Genomic DNA, 20,429 nt, shown 5'->3' on the forward strand with positions numbered 1-20,429 from the left:
GACGCACAATGGTTGCATGCGCACCTTTGGCGTGGAGGAGGAACTGCTGATCGTGGATCCCGTGACCGGGGTTCCGTTGGCACTGGCCGACGCACTGCTGCGCGGGCTGAAACCCGCCGCTGCTGCATCCGCAGCGGCCACGGCGGGCCAGTCCGCTTCCGCCGCCGGCCCCGCTGCTACCGCCGCCGATCCGGACCATGACGATCCGGGCTTCAGCTTTGAACTCAAGCTGGAGCAGATCGAGACCCAGACCGTGCCCAGCCAGGACCACGGCGCGCTGCTGCAGCAGATCCGGCAGTCCCGGGCCTTCGCGGGCCGGGTTGCCCGGATGCACGGGGCCCGGGTGGCTGCGCTGGCCACCTCGCCGCTGGAATCTGCCACCCACACGACGCCCAACCCGCGCTACGCCACCATGCAGAAGCGGTTCGGCCTCACCGTCCAGGAGCAGCTGACCTGCGGGTTCCACGTCCACACCTCCATCGAGTCCCCGGAAGAGGGCGTCGCCGTCCTGGACCGGATCCGGGACAAACTGGCGGTGTTGATCGCGCTCAGCGCCAACTCGCCGTTCTGGAACGGGACGGAGACCGGCTTCGAGAGCTACCGCACCCAGGCCTGGAACCGCTGGCCGGCCGCTGGGCCCTCCATGATCTTCGGAAGCCTTCCCGTGTACCGTCGGGTGGTTACGCGGCTGCTGGAGAGCGGGGTGCTGTTTGACGAAGGGATGATCTACTTCGATGCCCGGCTGGCCCGGCACCACCCCACGGTGGAGGTCCGGGTCGCGGATGTCTGCCTGCGGGCGGAGGACGCGGCGCTGATCGCCGTCCTGGTGCGGGCCCTGGTAGAGTCCGCCAGCCGGGAGTGGCGCGACGGCGTGGATCCCGTCCCCGTGCCGACCGTGCTGTTGAAGATGGCCGCGTGGCAGGCCAGCAACTGCGGGCTGCGCGGGAAACTCCTCGACTTCGGCAGCTTCCGGCCCGCTCCGGCCGGCGAGGTGGTCCATGCCCTTGTCGACTTCGTCGCCCCCGTCCTAGCGGAGCAGGGGGAGCTTGAGCTGGCGCGCCGCGGCGTGGACCGGGTGCTGGCCAACGGCACGGGCTCGCAGCTGCAGCGCCAGGCGCTCTGCGCACCGGGGCTGGACACGCCCACCGACGACGCCGGCCTGGCCGCCGTCGTCGCCCATGCCGTCCGCGTCACGATGCTCGGCGCGGACGACGAAGGAGCATCGGAGCAGGCCGCGCTGCTCTCGCCGGTGCGCCGGAGCTAGACCTGCTTGAGTGCCTGTCCGAGGTCGCGGATCAGGTCCTCGACGTCTTCCAGGCCCACCGACAGCCGCACCACCCCGTCGCTCAGCCCGATCGCGGCCCGGCCCTCCGGGCCCATGGCGCGGTGCGTCGTGGTGGCCGGATGGGTGATGAGGGACTTTGAGTCGCCGAGGTTGTTGGAAATGTCGATGATCCGCAGCGCGTCCAGCAGCGCGAAGGCAGCCTCCTTGGCCGAGCGGCCGGGCGAAGGCGAGAGCTCCAGCGTCAGCACAGTGCCGCCGGCCTTCATCTGCTTGGCGGCCAGTTCGTATTGCGGGTGGGACGGCAGCAGCGGGTACTTGACCCAGTTGACCGCGGGCTGGGCCTCCAGCCATTCGGCGAGCCGCAGCGCCGAGGCGGAGGAGTGGTTCACCCGCAGGGCCATCGTCTCCAGGCCCTTGCTCAGCACCCAGGCGTTGAAGGCGGACAGTGCCGGGCCGGTGTGGCGCATGAGCTGCTTGACCGGGCCCTCGATGAATTCGCGGGTACCCAGGATCGCGCCGCCGAGGACCCGGCCCTGGCCGTCGATGTGCTTCGTGCCGGAGTACACGATCACGTCCGCGCCGAGCTCCCCGCAGCGCTGCAGCAGGGGAGTGGCGAAGACGTTGTCCACCACCACGGTCGCACCGGCGGCGTGCGCCAGTTCGCTCACCGCGGCGATGTCCACAATTTCCTGCATGGGGTTCGACGGCGACTCAAAGAACACGGCCGTCGTCGGAACGGCCAGCGCGGACCGCCACTGCTCGAGGTCCGGGCCATCCACGAAGACTGTCTCCACGCCCCAGCGCGGCAGGATTTCGTTGAGGATGACGAAACAGGAGCCGAAGAGCGAGCGGGCCGCGACCACCCGGTCGCCGGCCCCCAGCAAGGCGCCGAGTGCGGTGAACACGGCGGACATGCCCGACGCGGTCGCAAAGCACGCCTCGGTCCCCTCCAGCAGCCGGAGCCTTTCCTGGAACGTTGCCACCGAGGGGTTGCCGTAGCGGGAGTAGACGAACCGCTCGTCCTCGCCGGTGAAGGCGCGCTCGGCTGCGGCGGCGGATTCGTAGACGAAGCCCGAGTTCAGGAAAATCGGCTCGGTGGTCTCCTGGAACCCGGTCCGGTCGAGTCCGCCGCGGACGGCCTGGGTGTCCGGGCTCCAGCCCTGGGCGTCGGGATTGAAGCTCACTTAGTGCTTTCCTGGTTGGTGGGCAGGCCGCGGTTCTTCCAGCCGTTCACGGTCCGGCTGCCCGTTGGTCCGGGTTCACCCTCGAAGCCCTCCAGGACGTTGTAGGCGGTGAAGCCGGCCGCCGTGGCGGCGTTGGCGGCGGCGACCGAGCGGGCGCCGGAACGGCACAGAAAGACGAGCTCGGTGCCCTTCGCCTGTTGCTTCAGTTGTTCGCGCAGTTGCCGCTGGAGTTGCTCCAGGAACTGCGGGTTGGCGGCTCCGCCGGCCAGGCTCCACTGGACGAACAGCGGATCCTGCCGCTTTTCGGTGGCGGCCGCGGTGGCCGGGACACCGATCTGCGCCCATTCCCCCTCGGTGCGGACGTCCACCAGGACGGCGCCCGCCTCCAGCTTGGCCCAGGCTTCCTGCGGGCTCAGGTCTCCGGCGTAGCTCATGCGTGGCCCTCGCCAGCGAACTCCGCCCCGTCCAGCTCGTCCACCGCGTTGGCGACCGCGGCGTCGGCGCTCGCGATCGCGGCCGGCAGCACGAGCGCCTGGGCCACGATCACGGTACTGCCGTTGAACGTCGCGGAGGGGCTCCCGTGCAGCACGTAGCCCTCCGCCAGGGCGGCGGAGACACGCTCACAGAAGCTGCGGTCGTCGGGTCCGGTGAACAGGCGGTAGGCCAGTTTTTCCTCGGCCGGCGCCCCGCCGGCGGGGGACTGGGCGGGGGCTGTGGCGGGCACGGCGGATGCGGATGCGTCGGGCATGACGGATCTCCTTACTTTCACGCTTGCAGCTCGAATGGTCGATATGCCGAGTATTCACCTGAGGCACCCCGCCGCGAAAGGGAGGGTTGCCGACCGGCAAGTCAGGGCTTGGCGCCGGGTCTCATTACTCATTCAAAAACGTAGCACTGACGACGCCGGCCGCCACGGCGGCGTCGTCATGTTAAGTCACGCTCCCGCTGGCATGGCACCTTTCCCGGAGCGGTCCAATGTCGTAGTGTCACCGTTGACGCGCCTCCGGGGAACTGCCGGCGCCCATCCGCGCTCTCACACAATGAATTGGGGATCCACATGTACCTGCGACGCCTCGCGCCGATCGCGCTTTTGATGTCTGCCGCCGTCGCCCTCGCCGGCTGCGGCGGTTCGACCGCCCCGGCCGGGACGTCCCCCGCCGGAACGCCGAGCGCGGCAGCGTCCGCCACCGAGTCGCCGAGCCCGACCCCGACTCCCGAGGCAAGGACGTACACCAGGACGGAGCTGGCTGGAATCGTCGCCGGCCTTCGGGACAGCCAGGACAAGCGGCTGACCGCAATCCCGGCGGCCGAGCTGGAGAAGGGTATCGCCTCGTCCAAGGAAATGATGTCCTCGGTGGTAATCACCCCGAAGGCCTGTGCCGCGGTGGCGGACAGCAACGCCCAGATCCCGGCGGGCAGCACCTACGCCGCCGGTGGGTCGCAGTCGGCCAAGATGCGCGCCGTCACGGCAGTGACCCTTGTGGCAGTCAAGGATCCGGCAGTCCTGGCCAAGAACCTCGAGAGTTCCGCCAAGGTCAGCAAGGAGTGCGCCGACTTCACCATCGAGGTCCAGGGCCAGAAGGTCACGAACAAGACCGTGCCCCTGGACGTGAAGACCAATGCGGACAAGACCTATTCGACACTGATGGTCCAGACGCTGCCGAACAAGGAGACCATCAGCACCTTGGTGGTCATGGGAGTCACCGGCGGGTTCTCGGCCACGGCTGTCGCCACCGGACCGGATGTCACCAAGACGTCCGCGGCCGAGCTGACCCGGCTGGTCAACGACGCCGTCAGCCTGAGCGGCGCCCGGGGCTAAGCCCCGCTCTACTCGATCGTGGCGAACAGTTCGTTGAGCTCGGACGTGAGCTGCCGCCGCAGTTCGGGGGTGYCGATCTCCTTGCCGTCGATGTGGTTCACCGGCGCGAGAAGCCGGATGCTGGAGATGAGCCAGACGGCGTCGGCGTCGTACAGGTCGTCCGGGACGAGCGGGCCGTAGCCCAGCTCCCACCCGGCGGCCTTGGCCGCGGTGAACAGGGCGCCCTGGGAAGTGCCGGGAAGGATTCCGCTGTCCAGCTGCGGGGTGATCAGCCGGCGCACGGTGCGGACTCCGCCCGCGCCGTCGTCGCTGGTCTCCAGGTGCGCCAGCAGCACGGTCGACGTCGGGCCCTCCAGGACCCGGCCGTCGGCGGAGGTGAAGATGACGTCGTCCGCGCCCTGGTGGTGGGCGTACCGGAGCGCCGCCATGTTGACCGCATAGGACAGGGTCTTGGCGCCCAGCAGCAGCCACGGGGCGCGCTCGCCCACCTCGCTGTCGTAGCCGCGGTCCAGCAGGAGGACGTCGATGCCGGTCTCCCGTTGCCGGCGGCCGGCCTCCGGGGGAGGTGAGGCCTGCACCCAGCACGTCGGCGTGGGGGCGCCCTCGACGCCGCGGCTGGCGAGCAGCTTCACCACGACCTCGTCGGCTTCGCCGTCGCCGCTGACGGATTGCCCGGCCGACTGGGCCGTCCCGCCGCGGTATTCGCTGACTGCGGTCTCGATCGCGCGGCGCCAGGCGTCCTCGCCGGGGATGTCCAGCTCCAGCGCGCGTGCCGAGCCCGCCAGCCGGCTCAGGTGTGCCTGCAACTTGCGCGGGCGCCCCCCGACCACCAGCAGCGACTCGAAAATGCCGTCCCCGCGGGTGGCGCCCTGATCGGTGGCCATCAGCTGGGGCTTGGACGAGTCGGCGACGCGGCCGTTCTCAAACGCGGGATCGAGGAACACCAGCACCGTTGCGCGGGCCGGATCAGAGGCGGGGGTAGTCATGCCTTCAGCTTAGTGCGGGAGTTGACGGGATAGGATTTGACGGTTACCCGTTCCGGAACTGTTCCGCGGGTCTGGAACTTGAGGGGTTCACCTGTGCTGTGGCCATTTTCGCTTGCGGATTCGCTTCCGTCCTGGGTGATCCTGATCCTGACCGTCGTCGATCTCGGCATCCGGGTCCTTGCCCTCGGCATCATTCCCGGAAACCGGCGTCCGACCACCGCCATGGCTTGGCTCCTGATCATCTTCTTCGTCCCGGCCGTGGGCCTGGTCCTATTCCTGCTCTTCGGTAATTTCCGGCTCTCCCGCAAGCGCCGTGCTCAGCAGGACGCGGTGAATACCCGGGTGCGGGCCGGCACGTCCGAGCTGGCCACGGTCGAAAGCCACTATGACGGCCCGGAATGGGTGTCCTCCGCCGCGGAGCTGAACAAGACCCTCGGCTCGCTGCCGATGGTGGACGGCAACCACGTGGAGCTCCTGCCCGGCTACCCGGACTCCATCAAGGCGATGGCGGCCGCCGTGCGCGAAGCCGAGTCTTTTATCAACGCCGAGTTCTACATCCTGAGTTCGGACCACGTCACGGACGACCTGCTCACGGCGATGGAAGAGGCCGCCGAGCGCGGCGTCGAGGTCCGCCTCCTGTTCGACCACCTGGGCACCCTGCGGATCAAGGGCTACAGCAAGCTCATCGCCCGGCTCAAGGCCAGCAAAATCCGCTGGCGGCCCATGCTCCCGCTGCGGCCGGTGCACGGCCAGTGGCGCCGCCCGGACCTTCGCAACCACCGCAAGATCATGGTGATCGACGGGGAAGTCGCCTTCACCGGTTCGCAGAACCTGATCGAGCCCTCCTACAACAACCCGCGGCACCGCAAGATCGGCCGGGAATGGGTCGAACTGATGGCCTGCCTGCGCGGGCCGATCGTCACCACCCTCAACGTGGTGTTCGCCACCGACTGGCTCAGCGAGACCGACGAATCCCTGGAACACCAGCTGGCGCACAGGCCGGAAGCGCACCCCGGCAACATCACCGCCCAGGTGGTGCCCAGCGGCCCCGGCTTCATCACCGAGAACAACCTGCGCCTGTTCAACACCCTGATCTACTCCGCGCAGCACAAGATCTCGATCTGCAGCCCGTACTTCGTCCCGGATGATTCGCTGCTGTATGCGGTGACGACGGCGGCGCAGCGCGGCGTGGATGTTGAGCTCTTCGTCTCGGAAAAGGGCGACCAGTTCCTTGTCCACCACGCCCAGCAGTCGTACTACGAGGCCCTGCTGGAGGCGGGGGTGCGGATCTACCTCTACAAGGCCCCGTTCGTGCTGCACGCCAAGCACTTCACGATCGACAACGAGGTCGCCGTGCTGGGCTCCAGCAACATGGACATGCGCTCCTTCTCGCTGAACCTTGAGGTCTCGGTGATGCTCCTGGGTGAGGACATTGTGCGGCGGATCAGCGCCGTCGAGGACACCTACCGGGGCATCTCGCGGGAACTCACGCTCGAGGACTGGATGAAGCGGCCCGTGGGCGTCAAGTACGTGGACAACGTCGCCCGGCTCACCTCCACCCTGCAGTAGGCCCCTGCAATAGCCCGGCCGCCGGTGCCCCGGCGTGCCGCCTAGCCCGGCGGGAACTCCGCGCCGAGGGCCGAGAGCACGCCGAAGGCCTTGGTCCGAATTTCCTCGTACTCTTCCTGCGGCGAGGAATCGGCGGTGATGGCGCCGCCGACGCCGAGGGTGAGGGTGCTGGCCTGGTCCGCCCCGCGGGACACCACCAGGGTCCGGATCGCCACCGCGAGATCGGTGGCGCCGCTGAGCGAGAAGTAGCCGATCGCCCCGGAGTAGACCCCCCGCGGCGCGCCCTCGAGCCGGTCCAGGATGGCCATGGTGCTGACCTTCGGGGCGCCGGTCATGGACCCGGCCGGAAAGCAGGCCGCCACGGCTTCGGCCCGCGGCATGCCCGGCCGGAGGCGAGCATCGATGGTGCTGACCATCTGGTGGACGGTGGCGTAGCTTTCGATCGCACACAGCCTGCTGACCGACACGGATCCGGGCACCGCGAAGTGGCTCAGGTCGTTGCGGAGCAGGTCCACGATCATGATGTTCTCGGCCCGGTCCTTCGGCGAAGATTCCAGCTCGCGGCGCAGCAGCTCGTCCCGGGCGGCGTCGGAGGCCCGGCTCCGGGTGCCCTTGATCGGTTCGGCCCGCATCGCCCCGTCGGCGTCTATCCGCAGGAAGCGTTCCGGCGAGGTGCTGGCCACGGTGACGTCGTCCAAGCGCAGGTAGCTCGCGAACGGTGCGGGGTTGCGCCGGCGCAGCGCCAGGTACGCCTGCCACGGTTCGAAATCCCCGGCGGCCGCGGTGGCCGTCAGCGCCGTCGTGAGGCAGACCTCGTAGCTGTTGCCCTCCGCGATCTCGTGTTGCGCCGCGCCGATCTTGGCCTTGTACGCAGCTTCGGTGTCGCGGGCGCTGAACGCCAGGGCGGTGCCGTTACCGGCGGCGGGACCGGTACTGGCCGGTTCCCGGTCCGCGGAAGCCGCCGCCACCGCCGCCCGCGCCGTGGCCAGCCAGTCCCCGGCATCGGGGGAGTCGAGGGCGAGCAGCCAGGCCGCACCCTCCCGGTGGTCCAGGACAACGGCGCGGCCGGCGAAGATCAGGCTGGCATCCGCGGAGCTGGCACCGACGTCGCTGCCGCCCGTCTCGCGCTTGAGCTCGTAGCCGAGGTAGCCGAGCCAGCCCAGGGTGAACTCGCACGGATAGCCCGCCGGACAGCGCACGACGTCGCGGCCCCAGACCCCGTCAAGCCAGCGGAAGAACCCTCCCTCGGTCTGCGCGGTGGCGTTGCCAACGCGCACCTCGGTCCGGCCGGAGCGGTGACGGGCCGACTGGCCGTAGCTGCCGCCGTCGTCCGCCAGGATGCTGAAACGGCTGCGTTCGGCGGCCTCCCCGCCCCAGCCCCGGCCGTCCTGGCCATCCGGGGGGAGTGAGGAATCCAGCCAGACCGCGTTGCGGGACCGGCCGTAGAGCGCCTCGAAGAGCCGGGCGGGGTGCGGCTCGGCGTCGATCCGTTCGGCCCGGAGCTGGAGTCCGCGGCTGGCCGACAGCTCGGGGAGCAGCACGGGCGCCAGGGCTGGTAGGTATTGGAGGGCCTGCAGCACCTCGGCCGGGGCGGCGCCGTCGGCGAGGTTGAGAACCCGCACATCGGCCCGGGAAGGAACGTCGTCGACGGCCAGCCACTCATCTTCCTGGCCGGCCCACTGCTCCCAGAAAGGCTCATAGCTCGCGCCATCGCGGGCAATCGCCCGGGCGCGGCGCTGCTCGTCGGAGGAATCGGCCCAGACCACGGCGTCGAGGAAGGCCGCGGCGGCCGCGGCGGCGGCGCCCACGCCCTCGACGAGGACGATTTCGGCCGGCTGCGTGAGGCGGGCCGCGCCGTCGTAGTGCCGTTCCCAGTCCCAGCTGACCCAGTGGGCCGGTTCGCCGCGGCGCAGCGGGGCAAGCACGGTGGCGGCATAGCGTTCAATGCCGGCAGCCAGCCCGTTCCAGCCGGGGTAGATGTCCTCCAGATGGAAGAGCGAGACCTTGTGGTGTTCCCGGAGGCGGGCCGCGAGTTCGATCGCCAGGGTGGTCTTCCCTGCGCCGGAGCGCCCGTCGATGGCGATGATGACGGGTGCGGGGCTCATGAACTAGAGCGTACCCGGTGCCCCGCGTCGTCCCGGTGCGGTTGGTCCGGGCTGGTCTCCACGCGCCCGCCGCTTTCCTGCAGTTGCGCCCTGACGTGCTCAAGGATGCCCGGGATGGCGGCGTGGATCAGCTCCCAGGTGTTGTCGAAGTCGGTGTGTCCGCCAAACCATGGGTCCTCAATGCCCTGGTCCAGGGGGTCCTTGCCGGCGACTGCGGGGTCGAAGCTGCGCAGCATCCGGATCTTCGCCAGCGAGGCGTGGTCCGGTGCAGCCTGGCGCAGCCAGCCGTAGTGGTCCACATCCAGGGCTAGGATCAGCTCACGTGAGTGGAACCACTCGCTGCGCCACTCGCGGGCGATGTGCCGCTCGGAGGAGATGCTGTGGGCTGCCAGTTTGCGGGCGGCCCGGGGATCGATCGGACGGCCTGCCTCGTAGGAGGTGATGCCGGCGGAGTCGATCTGGACGCCGGTCAATTGTGCGACGGCGGCGGCTTCTGCGAGCATCAGTTCGGCCATCGGGGACCGGCAGATGTTTCCGGTGCAGACCGTGATGATCCGGTACTGGCTCGACGTTGAGGTCATGACTAAGCATGGCGGATCCGGTGGCGTCTTGGCTAGCGGGGCGGCCGCGAATGTTACAGATGAGTCATTTCACTATACGTAATTTGACAAGTGTTGGGGCGGGCAGCAAGGGGCGGTCCTCCTGGCCCTGCGGGTTCTTCCGGCCACCCGGCGGGAGACTTTCGGCCCTGACGTGCCGGGGTGGCGCTGGCTAGCTTTGCACTATGGATGAGCGGCGAGTTTCCGGGCTGGCCCCAGGCGTGTCCCTCGGCGAAGAGCAGTGGCCTTGGCGGGGACTCTACCGGTCCGCCGGCATTGCCGCGATTTTCTTCGTGGCGCTGTTGCTCCTGGCCCTGGTTGTCGACTTCGTGTCCCCGCCGCCGGTGGATGGGGGCGCTGCAACCCTTGAGTTCATCGCGGCGAACAAGGAGCCCTACATTGCCGAGCAGATTCTTTGGATCCTGCCCGGCATTCTGCCGGTGATCGTGTTCCTGGCTCTCTTCGTAGCCTTGGCCCCGCTCGGCCGGAGTTCGGCGCTTGTCGCCACGGTCGTCGCAGGGCTGCCCTGGGCTCTCTTGCTCGCGGTGCCGGTGTCCAGCCGTGGTTCGCTCAGCCTCGTCTACCTCAGCGACCGCTACGTGGCGGCGCGATCGGCGGGTGAGCGGGGGGTCTTTGCCACTGCCGCAGAGGCCATTATTGCCGAAAACAACACTCCCACCATCGCCGGCCTGCTTTCGCCGGTGGGCATTTTTCTGGTCTCGGCGGTGATGCTCAAAGGGGTGATGCCCCGCGTCGTAGCCTGGCTCGGCCTGGCGACGGGAGCCCTTGGCGTCGTCAGCGAGGCCCTGCGGTTCGCGGCGCCCGAGTTCTACTGGGGCTACGGACTCCTGCTCTGGGCGTGGTTCATCGCCGTCGGCGTCAGCCTGCTGCGTCTGCAGCCGGGCTCCAGTGGCCGGGTCGGAAACGCGGCGCCGGCTTCCAAGCTGAGCCCGTGACGGATCGGGACTCCCCGGCCGCCCGTGCGCCGGCGCTGGGTGCGGACGGCGACGCGCCGTACGGTGCCCCGGCCGGGCCCGGGGCCGAGGCCGAGCCTGGAGCCGAGGCCGAGGCCGAGGCGGGTGCCGGTCCTGGTGAGCGTGAGCAGGTCCCGCCGCATCCTGCTCCGCGGGAAGAACCTGCCGCGCAGCCCCAAGGAAACGCCCCTGGTGGCCGGGCGAAGCAGTTCCCGCTCGGGTTCCTGCAGTTGCTGGGCATCATCCTGGCGGCCGCCCTCGCAGGTGCCGGTGCAGCCCTGCTGGTCGCCCGGTCCACCGGCTGGGGATCCGAGACCGTGGTCAAGCAGTACGTCGCCGGCGGCGGGTCCGGCCATCCTGCCGATATCAAGGGACTGTTGGCGGCCGCCCTGCCCGCCGTCGTCTCGGTGAAGGCCGCCACCACTCAGTCGAACCCCTTCCTGGATCCGGCCGGCGGCGGCCGGGTGACGGCCGAGGGGACAGGCATTGTGATTGGCGTGACGGGGGAGATCCTCACGAACGCCCATGTGGTCAGGGGGGAAGTCGGCGGCGCCTCGACCGTGACCGTGACCTTCCACGACTCGAGCACGCGCACCGCCCAAATCGTCGCCGTCGACAGCGCGCACGACGTGGCGCTGCTGAAGGTCTCCGGCGTGAGTAACCTGCCCGTGCTGGAGCTGGGCGACTCAGGGTCCGCGGCCCCCGGTGACTCAGTCGTTGCCATCGGCTACGCGCTGGGGCTGGAAGGCGGCCCCAGCGTCACCACAGGCATCATCTCGGCCACCGGGCGCACCGCCGCAGCCGAGGCTGGCTTCGGCAGGAATTCCCGGCTGACCAATCTGCTGCAGACCGATGCGCCGATCAGCTCGGGCGACTCGGGTGGGCCCCTGCTGGACGCCGCGGGCCGGGTGGTCGGCGTCAACACCATGGTGGCCACGTCCACCGCGCGGACCGCCGCGAACGGGATCGGCTTCGCCATCGCCGCTGACACGGTGCGGTCCCTGCTCCCGGCCCTGCGCGCAGGCGGCTAAGACCGACGTCGGGAGGTTAGGCCCGCAGTCGGCGCGAACGGACCCCGGCGGCCACCCCCGGCCGCCGGTTAGTGGATCACTGCCAGCAGCACGCCGACGGCCATGAACAGCACCCCGAAGGTCCGGTTGAGGATCCGCTGCCCGCGGGCGTCGTGGGTGAAGCGCTGGAAGCTCTTGGCGGCCGCCGCGAAGAAGAACCACATGACCAGGATGTCGATCACGATCACGGTGGCGGACAGCACCAGGTACTGGGGCAGCAGCGGCAGGTCAGGGCGGATGAACTGGGGCATGAAGGCGAGGAAGAAGACGATCGCCTTGGGATTGAGCAGGTTGACCCACAGGCCCCGCCGGAACATCGAGAGCGCGGGCTCGTTGCGCAGCGCCGCCGCCTTCTCCTGGTCCAGGTCGGGCTTGTGCCGGAACTGCTGGATGCCGAGGTAGACGAGGTAGGCGGCACCGGCGTAACGGATGATGTTGAAGGCCAGCGGCGAGCTGGCCACGAGCACGCCGACGCCGAGGGCCACGATCAGGATGTGCACCACCAGGGCGGCCTGCTGGCCAAGGATCCCCCAGATGGAGCGCCGGAAGCCGGAGTTGAGGGAGTTGCTCATCGTGTTGATGGCGCCCGCGCCCGGGGTGAAGCTGATCAGGACGCCGGCGCCGGCCAAGGCCAGCCAAAGGGAGAGTTGCACCTACCAAGTTTACGTTTCCCGCCGGGGCCCGCGGGCTCTAAGACGCGGCAGGCGGCCAGCCTGTCCTCGACCGCGGGTCAGCCCTGGCGGAGTCCGTAGCTGAGGATCATGTTGCCTTTGCTGGTCTGCTGGGAGGACTGCAACTCGAGCCGGGTCAGGGGATCGCCGTCATTAAAGAGCCGCCGGCCGCTGCCCGCGACCACCGGATGGACGATCAGCATCAGGCTGTCCACCAGGCCGGCGAACACCAGCTGGCGGACCAGCGAGATGCTGCTGAAGATTCCAATGTCGCCGCCCTCGCCCTTTTTCAGTTCCGCCACGAAGTCCTCCAGCGGGCCCTCGATCAGCCGGGAGTTCTGCCAGCCGAGGTCGCCGGTCAGGGTCCGGGACGCCACATATTTGGGCAGCGGATTGATGAAGCGGCCGAAATCGTCGTCCGACTTGGCGTTCGGCCAGTACTCCGCCCATTGCTGGTACCCGACGCGGCCCAGCAGCCCGGTGTCGATCCGGCCCATCATTTCGCCCATCCCGGCCCCCAGCTCCTCATCGAAGCTGTCGAACTGCCACAGGAAGGGGTCTTCCACCACCCCGTCCACGGAACTGAACAGGCCGGCCGTCACTTTGCGCATGGTTTCTCCTCGCTGCGGGGTCTTTGAGTGCACCCTAGCGGGAGTTTGGGCGGCGGGGAATGGCTGCTCCTGAACTCCTAACCCCGGCCGCGAACGATGCCGACAGGGTGGACGGTTGGCTGACGCTCAGGCCCGGGCGATGACTTCGCCGTTCGGGATCAGGAACCAGCCGTCGCCAGTGGAGCCCCAGCGGTGCCACCCGGCGGATATCCGGGCCAGATCGGCGGCGGTGGCGAACCCGTATTCGAGCGCCTGGTCCGCGAAGGCCGAGTGCAGCACCCGTTCACCCCAGACCCGGGCCTGCCAGCGCCGCTGCTGCCCGGTCGCGTAGAGCCAGTTGCTGCTCGACGGCGCGACGTCGGTGAACCCGGCGGCCTGCGCCCAGGATACGAGACGCCTTCCGGCGTCGGGCTCGGCGCCGTTCCGGCGGGCGATCCGCTGGTAAAGCTCCATCCATTCATCCAGCTCCGGCACGGCCGGATACCAGCTCATGCCGTGGAAGTCTGCGTCGCGTACGGCCACGATCCCGCCGGCCTTGGCCACCCGGCGCATTTCCCGCAGCGCGGCTACCGGATCGGTGAGGTGCTGCAGCACCTGGTGCGCGTGGACGACGTCGAACGTCTCGTTGGGAAAGTCCAGTTCGTAGAGGTTGCCGGCGACAAAGCGGACGTTGGCGACCCCGCGTTCCGCGGCCAGGGCGGACGCGTGGGCGATCACCTCGGGGGAACGGTCGACGCCGGTGACCTCGCCGGGGGCCACCAGGGCAGCGAAATCACACGTGATGCTGCCGGGACCGCAGCCGACGTCGAGCACCGAAACGCCGGGCGTCAGGTGCGGGAGGACGAATGCTGCGGAGTTCTCCGCTGTCCGTGAGGCGTGCGCGCGCACCACCGACTCGTGGTGGCCGTGGGTGTAGACATCGTCGGGTTGCTGCTCGTCCATAGGGAAACGCTACGCCTCCGGGGCCGAATTAGGGCCCGGTGGCGGCTTCTTCTCCGGCGCGGACGGTGGCCTCGATCATGGCGTGCAGGAATCGCGTGGCGATCTCCAGTTCGGCCGGCGTGAAATTCTCCATGGCCGCCCCCATATGCCGGGCGAGCGGCAGGAACATGGCGCCGCCGTCGCGGTAGGCCTTGGGGGTCATCCTGAGCTGCACCTGCCGGCGGTCCGTGCCCTGCCGTTCCCGGACCACGTGGCCGGACTTGTCCAGCCGGTCGATCAGGGCGGTGGTGGCGGGCGAGCTGAGATGAAGCTCCTTGCGCAGCAGGCCCGGCGTTACCACCTGGTTCCTCGCTGTGTGCTGCATGATCACGGACAACGCGTTGAGGTCGGTGCGGTGCATGTCGTTCCGGGCGCCCGCCGAGTCCGCGTAGCGATTAGCTTCGAGGCTGAAATCCTGAAGCAGGCTGACCAGCGGTGGCGGACCGGCGGCGTCAGGGATTGCCGGCATCTCAGTTGACATGTCACCCTTCCTGCTCGGCGCCCCGGGAGGCCTGCGCTGTTAGCGCCTTCCGGAGTTTACTCCAGGCGCCTGAGCTGCAAAGTCAGATTTTTCTAGACTGTCACTTATATCGATCATGGAGATAATCTATGGTTTACTAAAGTCTACTCCGCAACGCCATCCCGAGAAGGACGCCATGAAACGCAATCGGCAAGACTCCACCCGTGTCCCGTTCTGGCTACGCTGGCTGGTGCCCGTCGTACTGGTGGTCGCGTGGCTCGGCATTGCCGGCATCGGCGGCCCAACGTTCGGGCGGCTGAGCGAGGTCTCCTCCAACGACCAGGCGTCCTTCCTGCCCGCGGGCGCCGAAGCCACGGAAGCGCAGGACTGGCAGTCCAAGTTCCGCGACTCCAAGGAGATCCCGGCCGTCATTGTGATCGAAAGCGATTCCGCCTTCACCCGGGGCCAGCTCGGCGAGGCGGCCGCGCTCAAGGGCAAGCTCGAAGCCCTGCAAGTCGGCAGCACTGTGATCGGGCCGATTCCGTCAGAGGATTCGAAGGCCGTGCAGTTTGTGGTGCCCATCGCGTCCTCCGATGAGGTGAAAACCGTGATCAAGGTGCTGCGAGATGAGGTGTCGGCGTCCGCCCCGGAAGGAATGCGGACCTTCGTGACCGGGCCGGCCGGACTGACGGCGGACCTGGTCAGCGCCTTTGCCGGCATCGACGGCATCCTGCTGCTGGTGGCGCTGGCGGCGGTGTTCCTGATCCTGCTGGTTGTCTACCGCTCCCTCCTGCTGCCGATTGCCGTGCTCTTCACCTCCGTCTTCGCGCTCTGCGCCGCGATCCTGCTGGTCTTCGGCATGGCCAAGCTGGGCTGGATCCAGCTGAACGGGCAGAGCCAGGGCATCCTCTCCATCCTGGTGATCGGCGCCGCCACGGATTACGCCCTGCTCTACGTAGCGCGCTTCCGGGAGGCCCTGACCCACACCACCAACCGCACGGCCGCGGCGCTCACGGCCTGGAAGGCCGCCTGGGAGCCGATCCTGGCTTCGGGAGCCACCGTCATCATCGCGCTGCTCTGCCTGCTCTTTTCCGACCTCAACTCGAACAAGGCGCTCGGGCCGGTGGCGGCCGCGGGCATCCTGTGTTCGCTCTTCGCGGCGCTGACTTTGCTTCCGGCGATGATGGCGCTGCTGGGCCGCGTTGCGTTCTGGCCGTTCCGCCCCAAGCTGTTGCCGGAGACGGAGCGTGAGCCGGAGCTCGTCACCGGACTGGAAGGCCAGAAGGGTATCTGGCGCGCCACCGGCTCCTTGGTATCCCGCCGGCCCCGCACCGTTTGGATCGCTTCGGTGCTGCTGCTCCTGGTGGCATCCGCCGGCGTGCTCCAGCTCAAGGCCAACGGCGTGCCGCAGACCGACGTCATCCTCGCCGCCTCCAACGCGGTGGACGGCCAGGACGCCCTGGCCAGGCACTTCGACGCCGGTTCCGGCAGCCCCGCCGTAATCGTCGCCGACGAGGCGAAGGCGCAGGACGTGCTGGACAAGGTCAAGGCGAGCGACGGCGTCGGCGACGCCTACCTGCTGGCCGAAGGCAACGTGCCAATCGTCCCCGGCGGCCAGGGTGCGCCCGGTGCGCCTGCCGCCCCTACGGCCCCGGCGGTCCGGGACGGCAAGGTGCTGATCAACGCGACGCTGAACTACGCCGCGGATTCCAATGAGGCCGAGAACGTGGTGGTCAGCCTCCGCCAGGAACTGAAGAAGATCGACAGTGGAGCCTTGGTCGGCGGGGTGACCGCCACGGCGCTGGACACCAACACCACAGCCCAGCGCGACCTGGTCACCATCATCCCGGTGGTCCTTGCGGTGATCCTGGTCATCCTGATGCTGCTGCTGCGCTCCGTGCTGGCGCCGGTCCTGCTGGTCGCCTCGGTGGTGCTCTCCTACGGAGCCGCGATGGGCGTCTCCGCCGTCGTGTTCAACAACATCTTTGGCTTCCCRGGGGCGGACGCCACCGTCCCGCTCTTCGGCTTCGTCTTCCTCGTCGCCCTGGGCGTTGACTACAACATCTTCCTGATGAGCCGGGTCCGCGAGGAGTCCCTGAAGCACGGCACCCGGCCCGGCATCCTGCGCGGCCTGGGGGTTACCGGCGGGGTCATTACCTCCGCCGGGGTGGTCCTGGCGGCGACGTTCGCCGCCCTGGGCGTCATCCCCATCATGTTCCTGGTCCAGCTGGCCTTCATCGTGGCGTTCGGGGTGCTGCTCGACACCGTCCTGGTCCGCTCGCTGCTGGTCCCGGCCCTGGCCTACGACATTGGCCCGCGGATCTGGTGGCCGAGCAAGCTCGGCCGGCCGTCGGCCGACGCCGCCGCGCGGCGCCCGCGGCCCCGGAGCCCGAGTCTGCCGAGGTCGGAATCCGCTAGCCTTCGCCCATGACTGCAGCCGCCGTCGATGTCCCTGGTCCCCACACCAGGCGACGGCCGCGGCGGCTGCTCCGTTAAGCGGAACAGCGGCGCTCGATGCCCCCCGGACCGGAGTCCAGCGCCCTGCGGGAACCCCTGTTGCCTCTCCGCGGCGCTCGATAGACTGCGACTGCGCCCGAGGGGGCGCCCACGCCTGCAGGAGGGATCCACACATGTCTGAAAACAGTGAGTTTGATCGAACGGCAGCAGAGAAGCGGCACGGCTCGGACCCGGTTCCGGCCGGCGCCGGGGAGGCGGGGCTCGAGGCCGACGCCGGCCAGTATGTCGAGGGCGACTACGGTGACGCGGGCGTCGCCGGCGAGAACCCGGCCGGGGCACCCGAAGGCGAATATGCTGAGGGGGACTATGGCAGGGCGGGAGTGGCGACCGGCTCGACCGTCGGAACCGAGGAAGGCGACTACCCCGAAGGCGATTACGGCGCCGCAGGATCCACCGCCCCGGACGCGACGGCGGGCGAAGAAGGCGAATATCCCGAGGGTGACTATGGCGCCGCAGGGGCAGCGGGCGCCGGGCGCACGGGCCGCCGCGCCGGGGATGCCCTCGCGGACGAGCCTGCCGGGCGTGACGGCACCGTCCGCGACGACGCCGGCCGCGAAGGCCTCTAACTCCTCGTCGGATTCCGCGCCCGCTCGCTTTCTCGCACAGCGAAATCCCTGGTGCGGCGCCGTCGCGTTGACCGGAAACCGCGCAATTCCGCGGTTTTCCGGCGCTGCAGGCCTCCGCGAATATGCCGGTCATCCGAAGTTGAGTCGGGTTGACTCAACTTCGGATTGACATCTCACGCGGGCTGCGTAAAGTTGAGTGCAGAGCGCTCAATAAGTGGGTGCGCCCTCGATCTCGACGGGCTCGAACTCCGGGTATGGCCCGGCCGCCGGGCGTCCGCCGGATGGCCGGGGCCAGCAAGTTTCCAAGGAAAGAAGGAAGCAACACATGTCACGTGCAGTAGGTATCGACCTCGGAACCACCAACTCCGTCGTCTCCGTTCTCGAAGGTGGCGAGCCCACCGTCATTGCCAACGCCGAGGGTGGCCGCACCACGCCGTCGGTTGTTGCGTTCTCCAAGTCCGGCGAAGTCCTGGTCGGCGAGATCGCCAAGCGCCAGGCCGTCAACAACATCGACCGCACCATCGCCTCGGTCAAGCGCCACATGGGCACCGACTGGAACGTCGGGATCGACGACAAGAAGTACACCGCGCAGGAAATTTCCGCGCGCATCCTGATGAAGCTCAAGAACGACGCCGAGTCCTACCTCGGTGAGAAGGTCACGGACGCCGTCATCACGGTTCCCGCGTACTTCAACGACGCTGAGCGCCAGGCCACCAAGGAAGCCGGCGAGATCGCGGGCCTCAAGGTGCTTCGCATCGTCAACGAGCCCACCGCGGCGGCCCTGGCCTACGGCCTGGACAAGGGCAAGGAAGACGAACTCATCCTCGTCTTCGACCTCGGCGGCGGAACCTTCGACGTCTCCCTCCTCGAGGTTGGCAAGGACGAAGACGACTTCTCCACCATCCAGGTGCGCGCCACCGCCGGTGACAACCGCCTCGGCGGCGACGACTGGGACCAGCGCGTCGTGGACTACCTGCTGAACCAGCTCAAGGTCAAGGGCATCGACCTGTCCAAGGACAAGATCGCCCTGCAGCGCCTCCGTGAAGCCGCCGAGCAGGCCAAGAAGGAACTCTCCTCCTCCTCCAGCACCAACGTCTCGCTCCAGTACCTCTCCGTCACCCCCGACGGTCCGGTCCACCTGGACGAGCAGCTGACCCGCGCGAAGTTCCAGGACCTCACCAAGGACCTGCTCGAGCGCACCAAGAAGCCGTTCCACGATGTCATCAAGGAAGCCGGCATCAAGCTCTCCGACATCGACCACATCGTGCTGGTTGGCGGTTCCACCCGCATGCCCGCCGTCTCCGAGCTGGTCAAGGAACTCGCCGGCGGCAAGGAGCCCAACAAGGGCGTCAACCCGGACGAGGTCGTGGCCGTCGGCGCCGCACTGCAGGCCGGTGTGCTGAAGGGTGAGCGCAAGGACGTGCTGCTGATCGACGTCACCCCGCTATCCCTGGGCATCGAGACCAAGGGCGGCGTCATGACGCACCTGATCGAGCGCAACACGGCCATCCCCACCAAGCGCAGCGAGACCTTCACCACGGCGGATGACAACCAGCCGTCCGTGGCGATCCAGGTCTTCCAGGGCGAGCGCGAATTCACCCGCGACAACAAGCCGCTGGGCACCTTCGAACTGACCGGCATCGCACCCGCCCCGCGCGGTGTGCCGCAGGTCGAGGTCACCTTCGACATCGACGCGAACGGCATTGTGCACGTCTCCGCGAAGGACAAGGGCACCGGCAAGGAACAGTCGATGACCATCACGGGCGGCTCCAGCCTCTCCAAGGAAGACATCGACCGCATGGTCCGCGACGCCGAGGAGCACGCTGCAGAGGACAAGGCCCGCCGCGAGGCGACCGACACCCGCAACACTGCAGAGCAGCTCGCCTACTCCGTGGACAAGCTGATCGCGGACAACGCCGACAAGCTCCCGGAAGAGGTCAAGACCGAGGTCCAGGCCGACGTCGACGCCCTCAAGGCAGCGCTCGAAGGTACCGACGACGCCGCCGTCAAGACCGCGTTTGAGAAGCTCCAGGCTTCGCAGACCAAGCTCGGCGAGGCCATCTACGCCCAGCCCGGTTCCCCCGACGGTGCCGCTGGCGCCCAGGGTGCTCCGGCCGGCGAACAGGGCGCAGCCGATGAGGACATCGTCGACGCCGAGATCGTTGACGAAGACGAGAAGAAGTAATCATGCCGCACCACGGTAACGAAGAAGAGCACGGAGCCGCCGGAGACCGCCGCGACGAGAGCCGCGACGAGAACCAGAAGCCGGTGATCCACGACAACCGCAAGGTTGATCCGAAGACCGGCCAGGCACGTCACCCCGACCAGGAACGCGCCGCTGCAGGGGAGCCCGACGCCGGGGACGCACTGTCCCAGGCGGAGGACATCCTCAACAGCGTCGACGTTCCGGCCGCTGAGTCCGTGGCGCAGGGCGCGGGTGCCGGGGAGGCGGAGGAACTGAAGAACGACCTCCGCCGCCTGCAGGCCGAGTACGTCAACTACCGCAAGCGCGTCGAACGTGACCGCGCCGTGGCAGGGGAGATGGCCGTCATCGGCGTCCTGAACGCCCTGCTTCCGGTGCTGGACGACGTCGACGCCGCCCGGCAGCACGGCGACCTGGCGGACGGACCGTTCGCCGCGATCGCCGCGAAGCTGGAGAACGCGCTGAAGACGTACGGCCTGGTACGCATCGATGAGACCGGCGTGGAGTTCGATCCCACGATCCACGAGGCCCTCATCCAGCAGCCCGGCCCGGACGTCGAAACCGACACCGTCAGCCAGGTCCTGCGCTCGGGCTACAAGTCCGGCGAGCGGGTCCTCCGCGCGGCCCAGGTGATCGTGGCCGTTCCGGCGTAGTCACCACCCCGCCTTCGCGGATGAGGGGGCCCCGCCCCTACGCGTGGCGGCTATGGTCCTGCGGACCACAGCCGCCACGCTCCGGCAGCGGATCGGTCCTCCCAACACTCGCAAGCTCGTGTCGGGGCCCTCGGTCAGATCCTTTGAAGCCACTCCCGGGCCCCCTCATCCGCTAC

19 protein-coding genes and 1 riboswitch are annotated in these 20,429 nt (G+C 68.6%); of the genes, 9 read left to right on the forward strand and 10 right to left on the reverse strand.

Annotated features, from left to right (window positions below; translation table 11 throughout):
• Positions 1-16 precede the first annotated feature (16 nt).
• Positions 17-1,264 carry a glutamate--cysteine ligase 2 gene (locus AC1DK9_RS00300; protein WP_476914663.1) on the forward strand — a complete coding sequence of 416 codons (1,248 nt, stop codon included), beginning with the start codon at positions 17-19 and terminating at the stop codon, positions 1,262-1,264.
• Here AC1DK9_RS00300 and AC1DK9_RS00305 read toward each other — a convergent pair.
• The 3 genes from AC1DK9_RS00305 to AC1DK9_RS00315 are packed head-to-tail and all read right to left on the reverse strand — an operon-like array spanning position 1,261 to position 3,217.
• Positions 1,261-2,469, reverse strand: a complete 1,209-nt coding sequence (locus tag AC1DK9_RS00305) for an O-succinylhomoserine sulfhydrylase (RefSeq protein WP_476861971.1) — start codon at positions 2,467-2,469, stop codon at positions 1,261-1,263. The genes AC1DK9_RS00300 and AC1DK9_RS00305 overlap by 4 nt on opposite strands.
• Positions 2,466-2,903 carry a rhodanese-like domain-containing protein gene (locus AC1DK9_RS00310; protein WP_476861972.1) on the reverse strand — a complete coding sequence of 146 codons (438 nt, stop codon included), beginning with the start codon at positions 2,901-2,903 and terminating at the stop codon, positions 2,466-2,468. The genes AC1DK9_RS00305 and AC1DK9_RS00310 overlap by 4 nt, the downstream gene beginning before the upstream one ends.
• The gene (locus tag AC1DK9_RS00315) at positions 2,900-3,217 is read right to left on the reverse strand and encodes a DUF1737 domain-containing protein (RefSeq protein ID WP_476861973.1); all 318 of its coding nucleotides are present in this window, start codon (positions 3,215-3,217) and stop codon (positions 2,900-2,902) included. The genes AC1DK9_RS00310 and AC1DK9_RS00315 overlap by 4 nt, the downstream gene beginning before the upstream one ends.
• 14 nt (positions 3,218-3,231) lie before the next feature.
• Positions 3,232-3,346: riboswitch (SAM riboswitch) on the reverse strand.
• A 180-nt stretch (positions 3,347-3,526) separates the two neighbouring features.
• Between AC1DK9_RS00315 and AC1DK9_RS00320 the strand changes: the two genes are divergently transcribed.
• Entirely contained in the window at positions 3,527-4,288 is a 762-nt protein-coding gene (locus AC1DK9_RS00320) for a hypothetical protein (RefSeq protein WP_476861974.1), read from the forward strand.
• An 8-nt stretch (positions 4,289-4,296) separates the two neighbouring features.
• On the opposite strand, the gene AC1DK9_RS00325 is transcribed toward AC1DK9_RS00320, so the two are convergent.
• The gene (locus AC1DK9_RS00325) at positions 4,297-5,274 is read right to left on the reverse strand and encodes an aminodeoxychorismate lyase (RefSeq protein WP_476914664.1); all 978 of its coding nucleotides are present in this window, start codon (positions 5,272-5,274) and stop codon (positions 4,297-4,299) included.
• 93 nt (positions 5,275-5,367) lie between these two features.
• On the opposite strand from AC1DK9_RS00325, the gene cls reads away from it, so the two are divergent.
• The gene (gene cls / locus AC1DK9_RS00330; RefSeq protein WP_476914665.1) at positions 5,368-6,843 is read left to right on the forward strand and encodes a cardiolipin synthase; all 1,476 of its coding nucleotides are present in this window, start codon (positions 5,368-5,370) and stop codon (positions 6,841-6,843) included.
• A 41-nt stretch (positions 6,844-6,884) separates the two neighbouring features.
• On the opposite strand, the gene pabB is transcribed toward cls, so the two are convergent.
• Positions 6,885-8,948: an aminodeoxychorismate synthase component I gene (gene pabB / locus AC1DK9_RS00335; protein WP_476914666.1), complete on the reverse strand. Its 2,064-nt coding sequence runs from the start codon at positions 8,946-8,948 to the stop codon at positions 6,885-6,887.
• Positions 8,945-9,529 carry a low molecular weight protein-tyrosine-phosphatase gene (locus AC1DK9_RS00340; protein ID WP_476914667.1) on the reverse strand — a complete coding sequence of 195 codons (585 nt, stop codon included), beginning with the start codon at positions 9,527-9,529 and terminating at the stop codon, positions 8,945-8,947. The genes pabB and AC1DK9_RS00340 overlap by 4 nt, the downstream gene beginning before the upstream one ends.
• 203 nt (positions 9,530-9,732) lie before the next feature.
• Here AC1DK9_RS00340 and AC1DK9_RS00345 point away from each other — a divergent pair, with 203 nt between their 5' ends.
• Both AC1DK9_RS00345 and AC1DK9_RS00350 read left to right on the forward strand, forming a co-directional pair.
• Positions 9,733-10,503, forward strand: coding sequence for a DUF4386 family protein (locus AC1DK9_RS00345; RefSeq protein ID WP_476914668.1), 771 nt, complete (start codon positions 9,733-9,735; stop codon positions 10,501-10,503).
• Positions 10,500-11,552 carry a S1C family serine protease gene (locus tag AC1DK9_RS00350; protein WP_476914669.1) on the forward strand — a complete coding sequence of 351 codons (1,053 nt, stop codon included), beginning with the start codon at positions 10,500-10,502 and terminating at the stop codon, positions 11,550-11,552. Before AC1DK9_RS00345 ends, AC1DK9_RS00350 begins: the two co-directional genes overlap by 4 nt.
• Before the next feature lie 68 nt (positions 11,553-11,620).
• Here AC1DK9_RS00350 and AC1DK9_RS00355 read toward each other — a convergent pair whose 3' ends face one another.
• The 4 genes from AC1DK9_RS00355 to AC1DK9_RS00370 form a co-directional block, all read right to left on the reverse strand.
• On the reverse strand, positions 11,621-12,244 hold the full coding sequence (locus AC1DK9_RS00355) for a LysE family transporter (protein WP_476914670.1): 624 nt from the start codon (positions 12,242-12,244) through the stop codon (positions 11,621-11,623).
• A gap of 77 nt (positions 12,245-12,321) precedes the next feature.
• A complete protein-coding gene (locus AC1DK9_RS00360; RefSeq protein WP_476861982.1) occupies positions 12,322-12,873 on the reverse strand; it encodes a dihydrofolate reductase family protein in 552 nt (183 codons plus the stop codon).
• A gap of 126 nt (positions 12,874-12,999) precedes the next feature.
• Positions 13,000-13,815: a methyltransferase domain-containing protein gene (locus AC1DK9_RS00365; RefSeq protein WP_476861983.1), complete on the reverse strand. Its 816-nt coding sequence runs from the start codon at positions 13,813-13,815 to the stop codon at positions 13,000-13,002.
• Positions 13,816-13,843: 28 nt separating this feature from the next.
• Positions 13,844-14,335 (reverse strand): MarR family winged helix-turn-helix transcriptional regulator, encoded by a 492-nt coding sequence (locus AC1DK9_RS00370; protein WP_476914671.1) that lies wholly within the window; start codon positions 14,333-14,335, stop codon positions 13,844-13,846.
• Positions 14,336-14,510: 175 nt separating this feature from the next.
• Here AC1DK9_RS00370 and AC1DK9_RS00375 point away from each other — a divergent pair, with 175 nt between their 5' ends.
• From AC1DK9_RS00375 to AC1DK9_RS00390, 4 genes are all read left to right on the forward strand, one after another.
• Positions 14,511-16,745: an MMPL family transporter gene (locus AC1DK9_RS00375; RefSeq protein WP_476914672.1), complete on the forward strand. Its 2,235-nt coding sequence runs from the start codon at positions 14,511-14,513 to the stop codon at positions 16,743-16,745.
• A gap of 199 nt (positions 16,746-16,944) precedes the next feature.
• A complete protein-coding gene (locus tag AC1DK9_RS00380) occupies positions 16,945-17,397 on the forward strand; it encodes a hypothetical protein (protein ID WP_476914673.1) in 453 nt (150 codons plus the stop codon).
• A gap of 325 nt (positions 17,398-17,722) precedes the next feature.
• The gene (gene dnaK / locus AC1DK9_RS00385; protein WP_476914674.1) at positions 17,723-19,582 is read left to right on the forward strand and encodes a molecular chaperone DnaK; all 1,860 of its coding nucleotides are present in this window, start codon (positions 17,723-17,725) and stop codon (positions 19,580-19,582) included.
• Positions 19,583-19,584: 2 nt separating this feature from the next.
• Positions 19,585-20,253, forward strand: coding sequence for a nucleotide exchange factor GrpE (locus AC1DK9_RS00390; protein ID WP_476914675.1), 669 nt, complete (start codon positions 19,585-19,587; stop codon positions 20,251-20,253).
• Positions 20,254-20,429: the final 176 nt, after the last annotated feature.

It is taken from the genome of Arthrobacter sp. 01T414 (genome assembly GCF_056398965.1).